Origin of the sequence: Enterococcus sp. DIV0187 (assembly GCF_051713785.1) — a bacterium.
Classification (GTDB): Bacteria; Bacillota; Bacilli; order Lactobacillales; family Enterococcaceae; genus Enterococcus_A; species Enterococcus_A avium.
Genome location: NZ_JBIOQO010000001.1, coordinates 2,807,101 through 2,824,086 on the forward strand (window position 1 = coordinate 2,807,101; position 16,986 = coordinate 2,824,086).

Sequence of the window (16,986 nt, forward strand, 5' to 3'; positions counted from 1 at the left end):
TAGTTACTGCCGCTTACTTTTCCATCAACGCTAAAATTCGATCAATCGTCGGTTTCGTATTCACACCTGTCAAAAAGCACACACCTGAAACAGATTCACAGTCCAAATCCTTTGGTATCACCGTTGTAGAGATCAAAAAATCATAGTTGGAAGCTTTGTTAGGTGCTTCCGAAATCTTACATTGGGTAATTTTGTATTGCCCTTTATAACCATTTTCATCCAAAATTTTTGAGATTTTTCCGTTCACTGCTGTTGATGTCGCGATTCCTGAACCACATGCCAATAAGATATTTTTCATTTTTCCCACGTCCTTAATTTAGATTCTGTTTCATTCTTTTTACGGCTTCCGCTGCCGTTTTTGCTTGAACAATTGCTAAGACTTGTTCGTCTTTTTGGAACATATCGATCAATGCTTGGAGAAATTCCAATTGTTTCTTCGGCTCCTTAATCGCCAGCATGAACATGATCTTGACTGGTACCAAGACTTCAGGCGACCCCATCATTTCAAACATTACGGGTTCCTTTAAAATACCGATTGCCATCGATTGCTTATAGACATATTCAGAATCCGTATGAGGAATCGCAACCCCCACATGTTCAAGCGGCAGGCCAGTTGAAAATTCTTTTTCCCTTTCTTGAATCGCTCGACTAAATTCGCCATTCACACATTGATTTTTTTCAAGACAGCCTGCTAATGCTGCCAACGCTGAAAAATTATCTGATGCCTCTATTTCTAAATCTACCAAATGTTCGTCTAAGTACATTTCATCCCAAAAGTCAGCCACTTAGATTGCACTCCCTTCCCCCATCACTAATTCCAATAGTGTCTCTTTATCCGTTACTTGAATTAACTGCTCCACGTTCTCCTCCTTTTCGATGAATTCAAGCAAACCTGTGATTTTACTCTTTGCCACGTCGATATCTGTATCTGAAATTGCAAAAAACAGAATGACATTTACATTGTTGATGCCCCAATTGATTTTTTTAGCCAAGGTCATAATTCCAATGGATGTTTGATTGACCTCACTAGGGTCGGCGTGGGGAATTGCCACACTGACTGAAAAACTGGTATCGCCTAATTTTTCTCTGACCCAAACTGATTCACCAAATTTTTCCTTCGCGATTCCCAATGCCTGATATTTTTCGATCATGAAGTTCAAACATTCCTCTTTGTTCTCTACCTGTTCTCGGAGAAAAACAAGTTCAGGATTGATCCACTGGTGTCGGACCTGTGATTTCTCCTTTGTGGTTGCATGGTAACGTTTATAGTAGGTATGAACGATTCGACTAATTTCCTCATCTTTAATCATTGGGGAAATGTACACGACATTTCTCGCCTTTACAGTGGCATCCGTAGTCACAACAACGTCATTTGAATTCAACGTCACCTGCTCAAATTCCTTCGTAGTTAATTGAATTACTTTATCCGTGTGGGGAATGATTCGCCGAATTTTTGTATAAATCAAATCACTGGTAATCAATCCACGAGACAAAACAACATAAATATTTCGAAAACTAACGCCATACTTACGTTCTAATGACACTTGGAAATAAATGACCAAAAAAGAAATTTCATCACCAGTAATCTCAATCGAAAAGCGCTGAGCTAAGCTGCTGGTGGCATAACACATCATGGAATACAATAGTAGATAACGGTTTTTGATTTCCTCCATAAAAGGATTTTTGATCAGAATGTTGCGTCGCAAACGATAAATCATTGGGATAATGTGACTCATTAAGGATTCGTGCAGCTCTTGATCACCAGAAAAATCAATATTTAATAAATTCCCTAAATCTGCTATGAGTTCTTCAACTGCTTCTTGATAACAGTCGCTGTAACGTTTAGTCGATTTATAATATGGCTTCAAGTTCATGGCATACAACGTTTCGGATAAATGATAAATGTCTGGGTACCATAATTCGATCGCACTATTGGCGGAAATAAAGGCACAAATTTCATAAGTTTGCGTATAAAGTGCCAAATCTTCCAACTCACTCTTTTGCTTTTCTTCGATAGTCATATGACAGCCTTGTTCTGCTCTTGTCAGTAAGCATAAAAATGTAAGAAAAATTGCTGGAAAATATTTATTTGAAATATCGCTGGAAAACATGTCTGAAAACTTCTCTAAAGTTTCTTTGACTAATTGAATCTTTGCCTGAGAGAAATAATTCTCTAATTGAATCAACAGCTCTTCATTATTTACAAGTAACGCATCTGGAAACTTGGTCATCAAAAAATTCTGATACGCTTGTTGAATATCGGCCTCTGCACCAGCAAGCCCCACTTTTCGTCGATTCTGAGAAATTTTCACCCCAAAGTGGCGGAGATATCGCTGAAGATAGTCTAGGTCTTTTTTTAGCGTAGAATCCGAAATAAAAAACGTGCTCTCCAGATCTTCTAGTAATTGTCCTTTTGAATGCATAAATAACTTTCGAAAAATGGCTTCTCTTCTTCCCAATACATCATAAACATCCCCGTCATTTTCAATTGCCAGCTCTCCGATTTGATTGACAGTTCCCTTGGTACCCACTAGCTTGATGCCATGCCGTGGCACTTTGACGATCTCAATCTCTTTTTTGACTAACTCCTGATTTAAAAAATTTACGTCATTCAAAATTGTCCGAGTTGAGACTTCCAATTTCTCACTAAAATAATCCGTCGTTTTGTAATCGCTTTCAGAAAGTAGTAAAGATAGTAATTGATTTCGGCGCCGCATACTCTTATCCATTTTCTCACCTCCTTGTCTGTTTGGTGACAGCTTATTTTTCTCAACTTTTTTGAGAAGTCCTATCCTTCTACTAAACTGCTTGTTCAATACAAAGAATAACTTCAAGAATAGCTAAACCTGTCGAAATCACTGAGAAAAGCATCACTAGCAACCTTGAACCGACCTCTTTACTATTTCTTATATTCATCTTAATCAATTTTCTATATCCTTTAAAGGCATCCTTTTTTCATCATTAATCATGAAAACACTAATGAACAAGAAATATTTCTGAAAAGACTGCTTAGCATTTATTTGAAACAGCTCTCCTGATTTTCCATTATAACTGTTTACACCTCGGAAATTTCACACTTTGTATCCTGCACCTTTTATTTGTACAGTGACTTCTCTAATCACTATCTTTATAAGCAACATTAAAACAATTATGTTATCTTAAGACCTTATTCTCATGACAGATTCTCTACTTAAATTGGTTGAGTAACTACTCTTACATCCTTTTATTAACGGTTCCGTACTTTAATTCTAACAAAAAAATTGCTGATCAATGCGACCAGCAATTTTATAATTATGATTATTTTTGCCACCCATCAACTTCTTTTTGATGGTCCTTAATCCAATCTTTGGCTGCCTGTGAAGGGTCCTTCCCTTCGTTGATTGCCAGCATGACACTTTCCATGTCTTTTTGGGTCCAATGGAAGTTGTCCAATACTTTGTAAGCCTCAGGATGATCCTCTTTCAAGCCTTTACGAGCCATAGTATGGATCGCTTCTTCCGTACCCATAGCTCCTTTAGGGTCTTCTAAATATTTCAACCCATATTTAGCAAACATCCAATGTGGTGACCAGCCAGTGATTACGATTGGTTGTTTCTTCTTGATTGCTTGGCCAAGTGCCACAGTCATCGCACCTGAAGAAGACGTAGCAACCTTCCAATCAGCTAAGTTTGGATAAGCCTTCAACGTATTTTCCGCCGCGTTCACTACACCGGCACCAGGTTCGATTCCAGTAATCGTTTTATTGGCTTGATCGCTCAAATCTTCAATTGAATTGACATCCATATAATCAGGAACAACGATCCCGACTTTGGCACCCTTCAAATTGACGCCTAAATCATCGACTTGATCCTTATATTGAGCAAATTGTGATTTATGAGTATTTGGCAGCCAAGCAGCCACCATCGCATCCGATTCTCCTTTTGCGACAGATTCCCACATAATTGCATTATCTAATGGCGTCATCTTGACATTGTAGCCCATTTCTTTTAAGACTTCTCCTACGACATGGGTAGAAGCAACTTCGGTATCCCATTCCACATAAGTTAGATTGATCGTGCCTTTGTTTTCATTAGATGATCCGCCAAAGCCAAAAGAAGCAAGCAGTACGATCGCTGCTACGACACCTGCCGCAATCCCGATTTTACGTTTTTTGGTTTTCGGCATTTTTTCCGCCGCCTGTTGTTTTGGTTTGTTGATGTTTTGAGTGAAGCGGTCAATGATGATAGCCAGAATTACTAACGCCAAACCATTCACAAAACCATTTCCGACCTGTGCTCGTTGCAGTGCGGACAATACGCCACGACCTAGACCGGGAGCTCCGATCATTGAAGCAATAACAACCATTGATAAAGCCAACATCGTCGTTTGATTGATTCCTGCTAAGATCGTGCTTTTGGCTAACGGCAATTCTAATTTAAATAATTTTTGTTTGCCGGTTCCGCCAAATGAATCGGATGCTTCCACCAATTCTTTCGGAATTTGACGTATCCCTAAATTGGTAAAACGGACGGTTGGCGGCAAAGCAAAAATCACGGAAGCAAATACGCCGGGAACCATTCCGATTCCAAAGAAAGCAACGGCTGGAATCAAATACACAAATCCAGGCATCGTCTGCATAAAGTCCAGAATTGGCGTAATGATCTTTTTCGCTGTCTCATTTTTTGCCATCAAGATTCCTAAGGGAACCCCAATGACGATAGAAAGTACACTAGATAAAAGAACTAGCGTGACTGTACTCATTAAATCGATCCACAGTCCTTGATTGTAGATAAAGAGCAAACCAATCAGCGTAAAACTCGTCAATCCCCATTTTTTATTGGAGATGAAAAAGGCTGCAATGGTCAAAACAAGAATCAATAATAATGGCGGAATCATCGTTAATAGATTGGTCATCCCATCCATCAAAAATTGACCAGCATGCTGCAAGGCTGAAAACAGTCCTGCAAAGGTGCCTGTTAGCCAATCAGTAAATCCTTCAACCCAATCTGCAACGGGCAAGGCTTGTTGTAAAAAATTAAACATGAGCAATCACCTCTTCAGTCTCTGTATCTGCCAACGCTTCTAAGACACTCCCGCGGATAACGACCCCAACTAAACGGTCGCCTTCAACGACAGCCAACGGTGCTGGCGAATCAAAAATCAGATTGAAAATATCAGTAACCAGCATATCTTTTGGTATGCGTCGGACATTTTTATCGATGACGTCCTTCAATGTTAGGTTATTTTTACGAGCTTCCCGCGCCTTTTCCGCTGTCAAACTTCCTTTCAGCTTGCGCTTGCGATCAACCGCTAGAAGCATGCTGACTTCTTCCTTACGCATCCGGTTCAACGCGACATTCGGCCCATCAACTTCGATATTGGTCGTTAATGCTGGAACCATGATGTTTTGTGCTGTTAGTACTTTTGAACGATCGACATCTTCCACGAAGTCACGCACGTATTGGTTCGCTGGATGAGTCAGAATTTCTTCACCAGTACCGATCTGCATGATTTGCCCATCCTTCATCAAAGCGATCCGATCACCGATTCGCAAGGCTTCATTCAAATCGTGAGTAATGAAAATAATCGTTTTCTGCACATTCGATTGCAAATCCAATAATTCATCCTGCATTTCCCGACGAATCAATGGGTCTAATGCTGAAAAGGCTTCGTCCATCAATAAAATCTCTGGATCATTAGCTAAAGCCCGCGCTAAGCCGACCCGCTGCTGCATCCCACCGGATAATTGATTTGGATATTGATCCTTGAAGGTCAATAATCCTGAGTTCTCTAATGCTTGTTCAGCCAATGCCTGACGTTCGACTTTGGGAACACCTCGCACTTCCAAGCCATATTCTGTATTTTCTAAAATCGTTCGATGAGGAAACAAGCCAAAATTTTGAAAGACCATATTGATTTTATGGCGACGCACTTCCCGCAGTGCCTCTTTATCCATTTGGGCAATATTTTTCCCGTCGATATAGATTTCACCAGATGTTGGATCGATCAAACGATTTAATAAACGAATCATTGTAGATTTTCCGCTGCCGGAAAGTCCCATAATGACAAAAATTTCTCCTTCTTCGACTTCAAAACTTGCGTCATATACACCAACAGTTGCACCTGTTTGCGCCACGATTTCATTCTTATCGCGGTTTTCTTGAATCATTGCAAGTGCTTGTTGTTGCTTCTTACCAAATATTTTAGTCAGATGTTCTACCTTAACTTTACTCAAAAAATATCCTCCTTTTAAAAAAGTGACCATACAACACTAACACCATGTGGTCACTTTGTCAAAGGAGATGCAGAAAATTTTCAGTAAATCAGCATTAATTTCAACAAAATTCACTGTAAGAAAACCTCAGGAGAAAACCGCTCCTGAGGACTTTTTGTTTAGATAAATCATTTTATTGTCGATCACTGATTCTAAATTCGTATCCAAGTACGTTCTTATAGTATTCTGGATACATCTCTCCACCACATTTTTCGCAATCAAATTGCGGAGCGTTCTCAGGATCAAATGCAACATCTCCTGCATCCAAAAATTGAACTACTTCCTTTGGAATTTTTTCCTTTATCCCACATTCAAGACAAATGTAATGAACCACTCCATTGGAATCGAAGTTTTTTAAAAGCTGCTTCTTTTTCTTTTTCATACTTACGTTTCGATGCTTCTTCCCCAATTTTTTTATTCTCCTCTCGCATGAATCGTTCCGATTCTTTATTCTTCGCATATTTCACTACAAGTCGTCCATTTTTAGACACACTAACTCCACTAAATTCATAATATTCGCCACATCTAGTACATTCCAATGGATTTACTCCGAATTCTTCGGCTATTCGTTCACACCATGATTTTGGTTTAAGTGCTTTCTTCACATTCACAAGCATTCGTTGAATCTCTTTCTGGTAATTACTTAATACTTTTTTCATGATTGTCTTGATCCGCCGACTATAAATGCCGTATCTACGAATTGTTTTGAACTGGTTCTCTGGAATATGACGAATCAGTGCACCAATAAATTCCTCTGCCGACATCGTCTTTATCTTATCCGTGTTAGTTCGTTTATCATGATACTGAAACATCACTATTTTCCCATCGTACAAAAGGATACGATTTAAAGCAATGGGACCACGTTTCATATAACGACTGATATATTCTAATATCTTTTTGAGAGAAGTTCGGCTCCTTTTGGGTGCATGCACGTAAAAACCCTCTGCATTTTTCGTGTACGCCGCTTGTAAAAGCGGCTGGACTCGTGCCTTATCCCATTGGGATAAGGTTCTTCGAATGAGCTTTAGGACCGCATTCTGCCAATATTTCCTCAACATTGCGAACGGAAAATAGTCATAGTCCTTCCATTTTCCATCCCTCGTCAGTCCACCCATGGTGACGACTAAATGAACATGCGGATTGTATTCTAGCTGAGAACCGAAGGTGTGGAGTGTTGCCACAACCCCAGCTTGTATATGGTGCTTTCTAAAAAAATCTAATAGTATCCGTGCAGCTTCATCCATTAATCCTTTTAAAAGCTCCTTACGATACTTCTCCTTCAGAAAAATCTCACGTAAACCTTCATCGATCGTGAAGATGACGTGTCGATGCGTCACTGTAAACAGATCATTCGCCGCAACCTCTGCCCACCGTTGACTTTCCCCAGTTGCACAAGTTGGACAAAATTTCCCTTTACAACGAAAAGCCACTTTCTTTACATCATGGCATCCTTCACAGACAAATAGACGATAACCTTTTTTAAGGTCACCACAATCGCGAAACTTCTTCACTTCTCTTTTCACAACGGATCGAATCCTTCTCGTGTACCTTTGATTGAATTTCTCCCAGTTTTGATATTCATCAAAGAAAATGGCGTGTAAAATATTGGGTTTCATATCTCCAGTTTAATAGGAAAAAGACCAGATGAAAAGAGGTCAAAAGATTGATGTATCAATCCTTTGACCTCTTAAAATGTTATACTTCCTTTAATGTCAAAAAAAGAATCTCAACGATTCCTTTGAGATCCCTCTTAATGCTAAGAAGCAGATATTCACCTATAATTGACGATTTTGATCAAACAGATTCGTCGGATCATATTTTTCCTTTACTTCTTTTATTTTCTTTCCTGTTGCACCTGGCCAAACTCGCGCATTCTCTTCCTGACTCGTGTCACTTGAATAAGCGCCGTACACACCTTGCCCAAATTCTTGGATTGGTTGAAATAATTGAATTGCTTGATCGGTATATTCCTTATTAAAAAAATAAGCAATCATAATTTCAGCCTCTCTAAAGGGCCACGCATTAAAATCAGCAGTTTTTTCATTGACTGCGCCGCCAAGCGCTCGTAATTCTACACCATAAACAAATGACAGCTCCAACAGTTTTTCTATTTCTACCGCGATTTCTTGCGGGATATGTGTCACTAATGTATTTTTCGCGAATACCGGATTTTTTCCTTCAATACGAGCATGCTCATCCGGAAAGAAATCAGAGTAGTTCATCAAAATTTCAGTAGTTGCCGAAACAGTACCTAGTCGAAGCGCTTGTTCCAATACATTCTTCGATTCACTTGTTTCTTCTCCATACCAAAAATTTCGTGTTTGTACAGTAATTGTTTGATCGGGTCCCTTATTTAAAAATAACGTACTTGTTAATTTATTTGAAGCAGTTTTAAACCAATTGTGCCATCCTTGAATAAATTCAAAAAGATCCGTTATCGAGTAGTTAATCGTTTGTACAATCATTGGATTGGCAATTTTCGAATTCACTGCAGTTGCCTTATCTGCTTGGAAAAGAAATTCGGTCACTACACCAAACTGCCCACCGCCCCCACGAATCCCCCAAAAAAGGTCAGGTTCGTTCTCTTTATCCACAATGTGTTTTTTACCATCTGCCGTTATAATCGTTGCTTCGATAACTTTATCAATGGTTAGTCCAAAGGAGCGTAAAATGGTTCCCATACCGCCAGATACTGCTAATCCACCCACACCAGTGTCTCCGTGGTCACCACTGGAAATAACTAATTGATCAGAATGCAGCTTTACTGCGACATCACTCCAAAGAGCACCCGCTTGAACGTTGACAAGCCCTTTCTCTTTATCAACAACACTTATCTGATTCATTTGCGAAAGATCCAGAATCACTCCTTGATCATTTACTGAGGTAGCAGCCAAGCCATGCCCGCCGCATCTGACTGATAATGGAAATTTCTCGTTCTGATCCTGCCTGATTCTTGCTGTATAGTTAATCGTTTCTATGACTTGTTCTTCTGTCTCGGCTAAAATAACAATTTTGGGCTGTCCTACTTTAAAATCATTTGAGCGAACTTTGTCATAACGTGGGTCTTCTGGAAACACTGCAACGTCCTTCAGAGACTGCGGTAATTCTTTCTGCATAGTAAATCCTCCATTTCGCTAAAATTATTAGTAGACTTAGTCAAGTCTCTCATGTCACAAATAAATAGTAAAAAGATAGCTTCTACAATATAGTAAGCGTTATCATTTCTTAATATTTTGTCGCTATAAAGCTGCTAACATAGTAAAAAATCAAATAAAAAAGAACCAACGTATTGGCTCTTTTATGTGCGATTTATTTAGACCCATTTTCTGGGTAAAACAAGTGCTGCATTCGTTGCAATACCAGTTCGTCTCCAACGAAAAACAAAGTATCGCCAGCACAAATTTTAGCATATGGACCAGGAGACAATAGCAGCTCATCCTTTTGCTGAATGGCAATGATCGTAGCTCCCGTCTCATGCCAAATATTTAGCTCGTTAACTGTACTATTCAAATGAACCGCCTCATTGGTCAAGGTAAGCTCATAAGGAACGAAAGGAGCAACGTTATGAACACGTTTAGTTTGAGCTAATAATTGATTCAACAATTGACTCACATGCTCCAATTCTCTTTTCTGTTTTTCAACACTTTCTTGAAGCTCATTTTTGATTTCTTGGACTGATTGTACATCCTGATATTTCTCAAAATAAATTTTGGCTTTTTCCCGTGACAACACATATGCGCCGCTGCCGTGACGTACTTCCATAATCCCGAGATCAACCAGCACATTGATCGCCTTGCGAGCTGTCTCAGGAGAAACATTAAAATTACTGGCTAACGTTGAACGTGCGTGAATCTTTTCTCCTACCTGATACCGCTGGTCTGCAATCCGTTCAGCAATCTCTACTGCTACTTGCTGATAGCGTGGCAGCAAGATTCGCTTCTTGTTTTCCCCGTCCATCTACATCCCTCTTTTTCTGCAGAATTCTGTTCAAGCATAGCATATTTTTTTAGGAAAAGCTGTAATCATCAAAAATCCGTAAAAATGAAGTTGTTAGTGTTTTCGTTTTTAGAATTTGTTCATAGAAGCGCTTTTTTCATAGTTAATCTTCGCAAAATTTTGAAAAACAAGCTAAGCTGATTCAGATTATTTTTAAACTATGAAGCCCTTCTGCAGTAATGAAGCAGCTTCGAAATCAACTTTCTAATTTCGGCAAGCTGCAAAATGAAATATGGGTGAACATCGAATTCATTTTACTGGTTTGCAGATGAATGAGGATATTATTATGAACTAGGAGTGATTTTTTGCGTTTTATTGGTATTATTGGTTTGATTCTTATCTTGGCATTGAGCTTTGTCATTAGCAGTGACCGAAAAAAAATTCGGTATTCACCGATTTTGATTATGCTGGTTTTGCAATTTTTATTAGGATTTATTTTGTTGCGAACGACTGCGGGAACAACGATTGTTAGTGGTTTAGCCGGTGTGTTTGATGCACTGCTGCGGTTTGCTGGCTCTGGGGTTGATTTTGTTTTTGGCGGAATCGCCAACAAAGGCAGCTTTCCTTTCTTCTTAAATGTCTTAATGCCGATCGTCTTCATTTCTGCAATCATCGGAATTTTGCGTTACGTGAAGATTTTGCCCCTCTTCATGAAAGGTGTAGGCTTAGCACTTAGCAAAATCAATGGCATGGGCAAATTGGAATCCTACAACGGAATTGCTTCAGCAATTTTAGGACAGTCGGAAGTCTTTATTTCTATTAAAAAGGAATTGCCTTCTTTGTCTGAACAACGTTTGACGTCCATGAGTATCTCGGCGATGTCTACGGTTTCGATGTCGATTGTCGGATCCTACATGGCGTTGATTCAGCCACGTTATGTAATTACTGCGCTTGTCTTGAACTTATTCGGCGGCTTCATCATCGCATCGATCATTAACCCCTATCAATTTGCAGATGACGAATTGGTGATTGAAGAGGATAAGGAGCAAACCTTCTTCCAAATGTTGGGGGAATATATCTTGGACGGCTTCCATGTAGCGATCACTGTGGCAGCGATGTTGATCGGTTTTGTGGCTTTGATCGCAATGATTAATTTCATTTTCGCTAAGATCACCGGCTTGACCTTCCAAGAAATTTTAGGTTACATTTTCGCTCCATTAGCGTTCATTACTGGGATTCCTTGGAATGAAGCAGTCGATGCAGGGAGTTTAATGGCTACGAAATTGGTAACAAATGAGTTTGTTGCCATGACAGAATTAGCCAAAGGCAACTGGGACTTCTCCCCTCGCACGACAGCGATCATCTCTGTTTTCTTAGTTTCCTTCGCCAACTTCTCCTCCATCGGGATCATCTCCGGTGCCATGAAAGGCTTGAATGAAGAAAAAGGCAATTTAGTTGCTAAACATGGGTTGAAAATCTTGCTAAGCGCCAGTCTGGTCAGCTTCTTGAGCGCCATTATTACAGGTTTGATCTTCTAGAATATCGTCCCCACTGGAATGGACCCAGTAAAACCTACATGATAAGAGTGGTTTTGCTGGGTCCATTTTGTATTAATTATATAGTTTTTATTCGTTTTAGCTTGATAAAATGCCCTTCGGCAGATTCAACTACTTGATCAATCCTATAGTGAGGAACAAACCTTGTCTCATTTATCTCCAACAGTGTTACTTCTTTCCCAAAACCAGGAACGCCGACAACTAGGTTTTTGGTGTCTAAGTGTAACTGCATCACATTTTGCAAATGAGCGGCAATTTCTAATAATGCTTTTTTGTCCTTGTTTTTTCGCCACGTACTTTGATGTAACAGTCGTAATCCACTTCGTAAAATCGTATTTTGGACCGTCTTTTGGTGAATCACTTCTTTCCACATGGCTAATTTCCTAAGCAGCCTTCGCTTTCACCGTAACCGTTACTCTAACGCCTAAAGCACGTCCGGCTTCGATGAGCTGTTCTGCGACTTCATTTGGACAGTCTACATAAAAGACAAAAGCAGAATAATCCTTTGAGAATTTGTCTAAAAATCGTTTTCCTTCTTCTACCAACGATCGTCCAGTCAGGCTTTCATAAAAAATAACTTGCTTATTTCGTAAGAAGGTTTGTGGCAATTGCTTCTCGACTCCAACAACTGCTACTTTTTCCCCCTGATAGTGACGTTTGATGTGTGTCCATATTTGTTGCGCTGGTTCCGCTTTCTTTTCAAGAATAAACAATTCATTAACTTCCTTTCAGTTTTAATTCATTGCTTGCAGGAAATAGCCCTGCTGCTAGTCGATCATGCAAGACCATCACCTCCCATTCTTGCTAAAAAATAACAAACCATATTGTATCTATCATACCAGCTTCTACTTTTAAAGCAAGTCAAAAAAAGACCCTCAAGCATTTAAACTTGAAAGCCTTGCGTAATTAGCGTTGTTCTTCTTCTAAAACTTCGTATTCGTACGGTGATCCTTCATAGAAAAATTGCGTTGAAACTGTTGCATCTTCATCCATTGCGATCAATTCTTTCCGGAAGGGAAATCGGACTGCTTGCCCGTTAGCCGTTTTATCACCTGGTAAAATGTAATAAAGCTGGTCGTCTGGTGTCGGTTTGTTCAATTCTTCCATTACATCATCGACTACTTGTTGCTGGTCAATCGTTGCTGCCTTAGCAACTTTTTGATAATCCTCTAAGAATGCTGCTTGTCCTTCAAAATATGTAAGTTCCATTTTCTTCACCCTTTCAATTTAACTGTAACATCTATCTACGTTTTAACAAACTTATTCGCCCAAATCCAGACGCCCAGCTTCTGTTTGAAACACTGGCCAGCTTCCGGCAAGCTCGACACGAATCAACTGCATATCAGGATATTCTCGAATCGTTGCTATCACAGAATCAATCAAATTAGCCTGATAAGTCAAATGTTGCTGAGAGGATAAAAGCTGATCCTGATCCAACAGCTCACGATATTCCTGATTTGCTTCCACAATCTCATGAAAAGCTGTTTTAAATGATCGCTCAACCTTACGCGCGAACTTCACTTCATTTTCTGTAGTGTAAGCCACCTGCGCTTTTTCCATTAAAAAAGTCGCGTAAATTAACGGAACTGTCGATACAGGCTTAACTGGCGAAACATAATAGAATGTTTTTTCTAAAATATCTAACGAAACTGTCAGCTTCATAGTTTTCCTTCTTTCTGCTAATAAAATCAAGACGCCCGTTTATTAATTCAATAAAAGCGGCATGCTCTTTTTCATGCTTTGATTATAGCATTCACATAAGAGATACTTGTCTTTTTTATCTCATCAAACAATTTTCAAACTTAATTTAGACAAAAAAATAGGCCAAAGCTTACCAAGCTTTTAGCCTACTTTTCGTCTGAAAGTTATCATTAATTTTTAGATCATTACCGTCATCGCAGCGGCAGCTAGAATCAGTACCAATCCAATGATCGTAATGGTCATTTCTTTTTTCGTTTTCTTTTGTCCCAGGAACCAGATACCCGTCAATGTTGCTAGAACAACGGAAGTCTGAGACAGGATGAAGCCTGTTGCTAATCCATTCATATCTGGTTGGGCTGAAATCAAATAAGTCAATGCTGCAAAAGCGAAAAAGAAACCTGAAAAAATATGCTTATAAGAAACGGCTTCTGCAAGTGCCGATTTTTCTTTATCCTTCACACTTAAAATTACTGAATAGACAAGAGCTACTAGAAGCATTCCGATCGCTTGCGGTAAGAATGCATGCATCCCATCAATATTCGTTGCTTGAGGGGCAGCAGAATAAGCCCAGTAGCCGATCTCACCAACGGCTAATAAGAGAACCGCTTTCTTTAAGACGTTGGCTTTTTCCTGTGTTTTCTCTTCTGTCCAGACCGTCATCCATGCACCTAAAATGATGAGAACTAAAGCAAGTCCACCTAATAATTTAGCGTTCATGCCTGGCCAATCACCTAATGCAAATACCCCCCACAAAGATGCTCCCAATAATTGAAAAGCTGTCGTGATCGGCATCGCCCGTGAGGAACCGATCAGCGTAAAGGATTGAAAGGTAATGATTTGGGCAATCGCCCAACCAACTCCTGAGAGAATCGAGAAGACTAGATCCATCCCTGTTGGTAAACTCATTCCGTTAACTAATGCGAAAACGAAGGCAAAAATCAATGTTCCTAAAGTTGAACCTAAAATTTGATTTACTGGACGACCACCGATTTTTGAAGCAATCGTTGGGTAAAGTCCCCAACCAAGTAACGGGCCTAGTCCGATTAAAATTGCTGTTGTGTTCATAGTATTTCCTCCTTATGACAATTCTTAAAATACGACGCCGCTCTCCAATAGAATATTCGCGTAAGGAGTCATTTCGCCTGTTCGAATAAATGCTCGACTATCATGCAACGCTGCCTTCATTTCGCTATGAGGAATAAACGTCACAGGAGTTTCAGGTAAACGTTCTTGAATTTTCTTCAACATGTCAGGATTTTCTGTTTTGATTTCCTCGGCTAAATAAATCCGTTGAACTTCCAATTCTTCCAGCACATTATTCAAAACATCCATAAAGCTTGGGATACCATTATCAACTGCTAAATCAATTTTTTCTGTCGTCATGGGAACCGGCATGCCGGCATCGCCAATGCTTAATTGATCAAAGTGACCCATCTGTGCGATCACGCGTGAAATATCTGAGTTAATGACTTTACTTTTTTTCATATTAAAGATCCTTTCGTTAGTTTAATTCGTTTTTATAGGGAATAGATGGTTGTGCACCAAAGCGTTGAACTGTTAGAGAAGAGGCTTTGTTTCCGTATTCGATCGCCTGTTCCAAATTGCTGAAATCTTTGGCTAAGATACTACTCATCGCGCCAATAAAGGTATCGCCTGCTGCGGTTGTGTCCACTGCATTGACCTTGAATGCTGGTACGATGCCGCTACGACCCTGTACATCATAAAATGCACCTTTACTACCGATGGTGATAATTACTGCTTCAATTCCTAACTGATGCAAATGATCCGCTGCAGCCTTTAAGCTTGTCTCATCTGTGACCTTGATTCCCGTCAAAATTTCGGTTTCCGTTTCATTTGGAATGATCATGTCGGTTACCTTCAATAATTCTTCAGGAACATTTTCTAGAGCCGGAGCAGGATTTAGAATCGTTTTTACTCCCGCTTCACGAGCGATCGTAAAGGCTTCAACCGTGCTTTCTAAAGTGCTTTCAAATTGAGCAACGATAAAATCACTCGCCTTAATTAGATCCGTATGTGCTTGAACTTGTTTGGGTGTAAAGGCATTGTTGGCACCAGAATGAATCATGATGCTATTTTCTCCTTGATCATCCACGATGATATAAGCTTGCCCTGTCGCTTGCTTTTCCAATGTTTGTACACCAGCTAATTCAATGCCTTCTTCTGATAAAAGTTCACGCATCATTTCGCCAGCCTCATCATTGCCGATTGCCCCAATAAAATTCGTAACAGCTTCAGAACGTTTTGCTGCCACTGCTTGATTTGCACCCTTGCCTCCGCCAGCTGAAAAAATTTCCTTGGTATGCATGGTTTCACCAGGTTTTGGCATTTGCTTTACACGAATTGTCCGATCAAGATTGATGCTCCCAATGACTGTAATCGTATTCATTTTCTTCACTCCATTTCTCGTTCTTTAAACTCATTCATTTGCTTTTAAGTTAAAACGTTTTATTAAAACGTTTTAACTCGACACCAAAAATATAGCACAGCTTGAAAGCTATTTCAAGTGTGCCGTTGAAAAACGTTGAATCAGCTGTACCGGCAGGGTCTTCTCCTCCCAATGCTTCTCGGGCTGTTCAATTCTTTCCAGTAATAATCGTGCGGTCGTTTGGCCTAGCTCGTAAATCGGTTGCGCAATTGTCGTTAGTTGAGGCGTCACGTATTCGCACATATCGATATTGTCGTAACCAATCACACTATAATCCTGCGGAATTTTCTTATTCAGATCTGCCAAACCCAAATAAAGTCCAAAAGCCAATTCATCATTGATCGCAAAAATCGCAGTCGCCTCAGTTTTAATGATCTCTTTAGCTGCTTGGCGTCCGCCGTTTTTAGTTAAGTCTCCACGAATCAGAATAGCATCAGGATAAATCTCCTGAAAACCTGCCAGTCGTGTCTGAATATTTTCTGTCGCATCCTCTGGCAAAACAACAGCCGCTTTTTGATGACCTAATTGGCTTAAATGTTCGCCTGCAAGTTTTCCGCCTGTGAAGTCATCAGTCAAGACCGCATCACTGAAGCCTTCTGCCTTCTTTTGATCCAAGACGATATAGGGCAGATTTTTTTTTCGTAAAGAGTCATTGATCGCCTGATTGGAAATCGCTGAGCTGGCGATGATATAGCCATCAACACCGCGACGACTAAGCTCTTCTAGATAAACTGTTTCCTTTTTCGTGTCCAGATCTGCGTTGCAGAACATAGTCACGAAATTTTCGCGGTATAGAACACCTTCAATACCGCGCACCAAAGTACTAAAAAAAGGATTGGTGATATCGGGAACTAAGACACCAATCGTCTTGCTTTTTTTCATAATCATACGGCGTGCAAAATAATCTGGTTCATAATTCAATACATCTTTGGCTGCCAGCACCTTTTCGACAGTTTTTGGACTAAACTTTTGATCGTTGCCATTTAAAATCTGAGAAACCGTTGCGATGGAAACACCTGATTGCTTCGCAACGTCTTTAATCGTAATTTTTTTATTTTTCATTTGCTTACTCCTTGCTCATAAATAAGGTAATG

General features: G+C 39.8%; 18 protein-coding genes. 1 reads left to right on the top strand and 17 read right to left on the bottom strand.

Annotated elements, in window-relative coordinates; translation table 11 throughout:
* Window positions 1-13: 13 nt before the first annotated feature.
* From IGI52_RS13755 to IGI52_RS13795, 9 genes are all read right to left on the bottom strand, one after another.
* Entirely contained in the window at window positions 14-298 is a 285-nt protein-coding gene (locus IGI52_RS13755; RefSeq protein WP_016179355.1) for a PTS sugar transporter subunit IIB, read from the bottom strand.
* Window positions 299-311: 13 nt separating this feature from the next.
* The gene (locus IGI52_RS13760) at window positions 312-785 is read right to left on the bottom strand and encodes a PTS sugar transporter subunit IIA (RefSeq protein WP_016179354.1); all 474 of its coding nucleotides are present in this window, start codon (window positions 783-785) and stop codon (window positions 312-314) included.
* Window positions 786-2,729: a BglG family transcription antiterminator gene (locus tag IGI52_RS13765; protein ID WP_438781588.1), complete on the bottom strand. Its 1,944-nt coding sequence runs from the start codon at window positions 2,727-2,729 to the stop codon at window positions 786-788. It lies immediately after the preceding gene.
* 568 nt (window positions 2,730-3,297) lie between these two features.
* Entirely contained in the window at window positions 3,298-5,022 is a 1,725-nt protein-coding gene (locus IGI52_RS13770; RefSeq protein ID WP_016179352.1) for an ABC transporter permease/substrate binding protein, read from the bottom strand.
* Window positions 5,015-6,214 (bottom strand): quaternary amine ABC transporter ATP-binding protein, encoded by a 1,200-nt coding sequence (locus IGI52_RS13775; protein ID WP_016179351.1) that lies wholly within the window; start codon window positions 6,212-6,214, stop codon window positions 5,015-5,017. Before IGI52_RS13775 ends, IGI52_RS13770 begins: the two co-directional genes overlap by 8 nt.
* A 172-nt stretch (window positions 6,215-6,386) precedes the next feature.
* Window positions 6,387-6,521, bottom strand: coding sequence for a hypothetical protein (locus IGI52_RS13780; RefSeq protein WP_002302374.1), 135 nt, complete (start codon window positions 6,519-6,521; stop codon window positions 6,387-6,389).
* 43 nt (window positions 6,522-6,564) lie between these two features.
* Window positions 6,565-7,869: an IS91 family transposase gene (locus IGI52_RS13785; protein ID WP_438781589.1), complete on the bottom strand. Its 1,305-nt coding sequence runs from the start codon at window positions 7,867-7,869 to the stop codon at window positions 6,565-6,567.
* Between the two features lie 159 nt (window positions 7,870-8,028).
* On the bottom strand, window positions 8,029-9,369 hold the full coding sequence (locus IGI52_RS13790) for an FAD-binding oxidoreductase (RefSeq protein WP_216453254.1): 1,341 nt from the start codon (window positions 9,367-9,369) through the stop codon (window positions 8,029-8,031).
* 193 nt (window positions 9,370-9,562) lie between these two features.
* Window positions 9,563-10,210, bottom strand: coding sequence for a GntR family transcriptional regulator (locus IGI52_RS13795; protein ID WP_216453253.1), 648 nt, complete (start codon window positions 10,208-10,210; stop codon window positions 9,563-9,565).
* Between the two features lie 344 nt (window positions 10,211-10,554).
* Here IGI52_RS13795 and IGI52_RS13800 point away from each other — a divergent pair, with 344 nt between their 5' ends.
* The gene (locus IGI52_RS13800) at window positions 10,555-11,727 is read left to right on the top strand and encodes a NupC/NupG family nucleoside CNT transporter (RefSeq protein ID WP_438781590.1); all 1,173 of its coding nucleotides are present in this window, start codon (window positions 10,555-10,557) and stop codon (window positions 11,725-11,727) included.
* 76 nt (window positions 11,728-11,803) lie between these two features.
* Here IGI52_RS13800 and IGI52_RS13805 read toward each other — a convergent pair whose 3' ends face one another.
* The 8 genes from IGI52_RS13805 to rbsR form a co-directional block, all read right to left on the bottom strand.
* Window positions 11,804-12,118, bottom strand: a complete 315-nt coding sequence (locus tag IGI52_RS13805; protein ID WP_048721122.1) for a hypothetical protein — start codon at window positions 12,116-12,118, stop codon at window positions 11,804-11,806.
* A 10-nt stretch (window positions 12,119-12,128) separates the two neighbouring features.
* Window positions 12,129-12,458: a hypothetical protein gene (locus IGI52_RS13810; RefSeq protein WP_049219025.1), complete on the bottom strand. Its 330-nt coding sequence runs from the start codon at window positions 12,456-12,458 to the stop codon at window positions 12,129-12,131.
* A gap of 193 nt (window positions 12,459-12,651) precedes the next feature.
* Window positions 12,652-12,954 carry a DUF5960 family protein gene (locus IGI52_RS13815; protein WP_016179338.1) on the bottom strand — a complete coding sequence of 101 codons (303 nt, stop codon included), beginning with the start codon at window positions 12,952-12,954 and terminating at the stop codon, window positions 12,652-12,654.
* 51 nt (window positions 12,955-13,005) lie between these two features.
* The gene (locus IGI52_RS13820; RefSeq protein ID WP_016179337.1) at window positions 13,006-13,407 is read right to left on the bottom strand and encodes a hypothetical protein; all 402 of its coding nucleotides are present in this window, start codon (window positions 13,405-13,407) and stop codon (window positions 13,006-13,008) included.
* Window positions 13,408-13,623: 216 nt separating this feature from the next.
* Window positions 13,624-14,511, bottom strand: a complete 888-nt coding sequence (rbsU, locus tag IGI52_RS13825) for a ribose/proton symporter RbsU (RefSeq protein WP_016179336.1) — start codon at window positions 14,509-14,511, stop codon at window positions 13,624-13,626.
* A gap of 24 nt (window positions 14,512-14,535) precedes the next feature.
* Entirely contained in the window at window positions 14,536-14,931 is a 396-nt protein-coding gene (rbsD, locus tag IGI52_RS13830) for a D-ribose pyranase (RefSeq protein WP_048721127.1), read from the bottom strand.
* Window positions 14,932-14,947: 16 nt separating this feature from the next.
* Window positions 14,948-15,853, bottom strand: a complete 906-nt coding sequence (gene rbsK / locus IGI52_RS13835; RefSeq protein ID WP_070503694.1) for a ribokinase — start codon at window positions 15,851-15,853, stop codon at window positions 14,948-14,950.
* Between the two features lie 108 nt (window positions 15,854-15,961).
* Entirely contained in the window at window positions 15,962-16,954 is a 993-nt protein-coding gene (gene rbsR, locus IGI52_RS13840; protein WP_016179333.1) for a ribose utilization transcriptional repressor RbsR, read from the bottom strand.
* Window positions 16,955-16,986: the final 32 nt, after the last annotated feature.

What these genes read in the sequence shown, in the direction of transcription:
- IGI52_RS13755 (WP_016179355.1), bottom strand. Translation starts at nt 298, where the DNA reads ATGAAAAATATCTTATTGGCATGTGGTTCAGGAATCGCGACATCAACA.
- IGI52_RS13765 (WP_438781588.1), bottom strand. Translation starts at nt 2,729, where the DNA reads ATGGATAAGAGTATGCGGCGCCGAAATCAATTACTATCTTTACTACTT.
- IGI52_RS13770 (WP_016179352.1), bottom strand. Translation starts at nt 5,022, where the DNA reads ATGTTTAATTTTTTACAACAAGCCTTGCCCGTTGCAGATTGGGTTGAA.
- IGI52_RS13785 (WP_438781589.1), bottom strand. Translation starts at nt 7,869, where the DNA reads ATGAAACCCAATATTTTACACGCCATTTTCTTTGATGAATATCAAAAC.
- IGI52_RS13790 (WP_216453254.1), bottom strand. Translation starts at nt 9,369, where the DNA reads ATGCAGAAAGAATTACCGCAGTCTCTGAAGGACGTTGCAGTGTTTCCA.
- IGI52_RS13795 (WP_216453253.1), bottom strand. Translation starts at nt 10,210, where the DNA reads ATGGACGGGGAAAACAAGAAGCGAATCTTGCTGCCACGCTATCAGCAA.
- IGI52_RS13805 (WP_048721122.1), bottom strand. Translation starts at nt 12,118, where the DNA reads ATGTGGAAAGAAGTGATTCACCAAAAGACGGTCCAAAATACGATTTTA.
- IGI52_RS13815 (WP_016179338.1), bottom strand. Translation starts at nt 12,954, where the DNA reads ATGGAACTTACATATTTTGAAGGACAAGCAGCATTCTTAGAGGATTAT.
- IGI52_RS13820 (WP_016179337.1), bottom strand. Translation starts at nt 13,407, where the DNA reads ATGAAGCTGACAGTTTCGTTAGATATTTTAGAAAAAACATTCTATTAT.
- rbsU (WP_016179336.1), bottom strand. Translation starts at nt 14,511, where the DNA reads ATGAACACAACAGCAATTTTAATCGGACTAGGCCCGTTACTTGGTTGG.
- rbsD (WP_048721127.1), bottom strand. Translation starts at nt 14,931, where the DNA reads ATGAAAAAAAGTAAAGTCATTAACTCAGATATTTCACGCGTGATCGCA.
- rbsK (WP_070503694.1), bottom strand. Translation starts at nt 15,853, where the DNA reads ATGAATACGATTACAGTCATTGGGAGCATCAATCTTGATCGGACAATT.
- rbsR (WP_016179333.1), bottom strand. Translation starts at nt 16,954, where the DNA reads ATGAAAAATAAAAAAATTACGATTAAAGACGTTGCGAAGCAATCAGGT.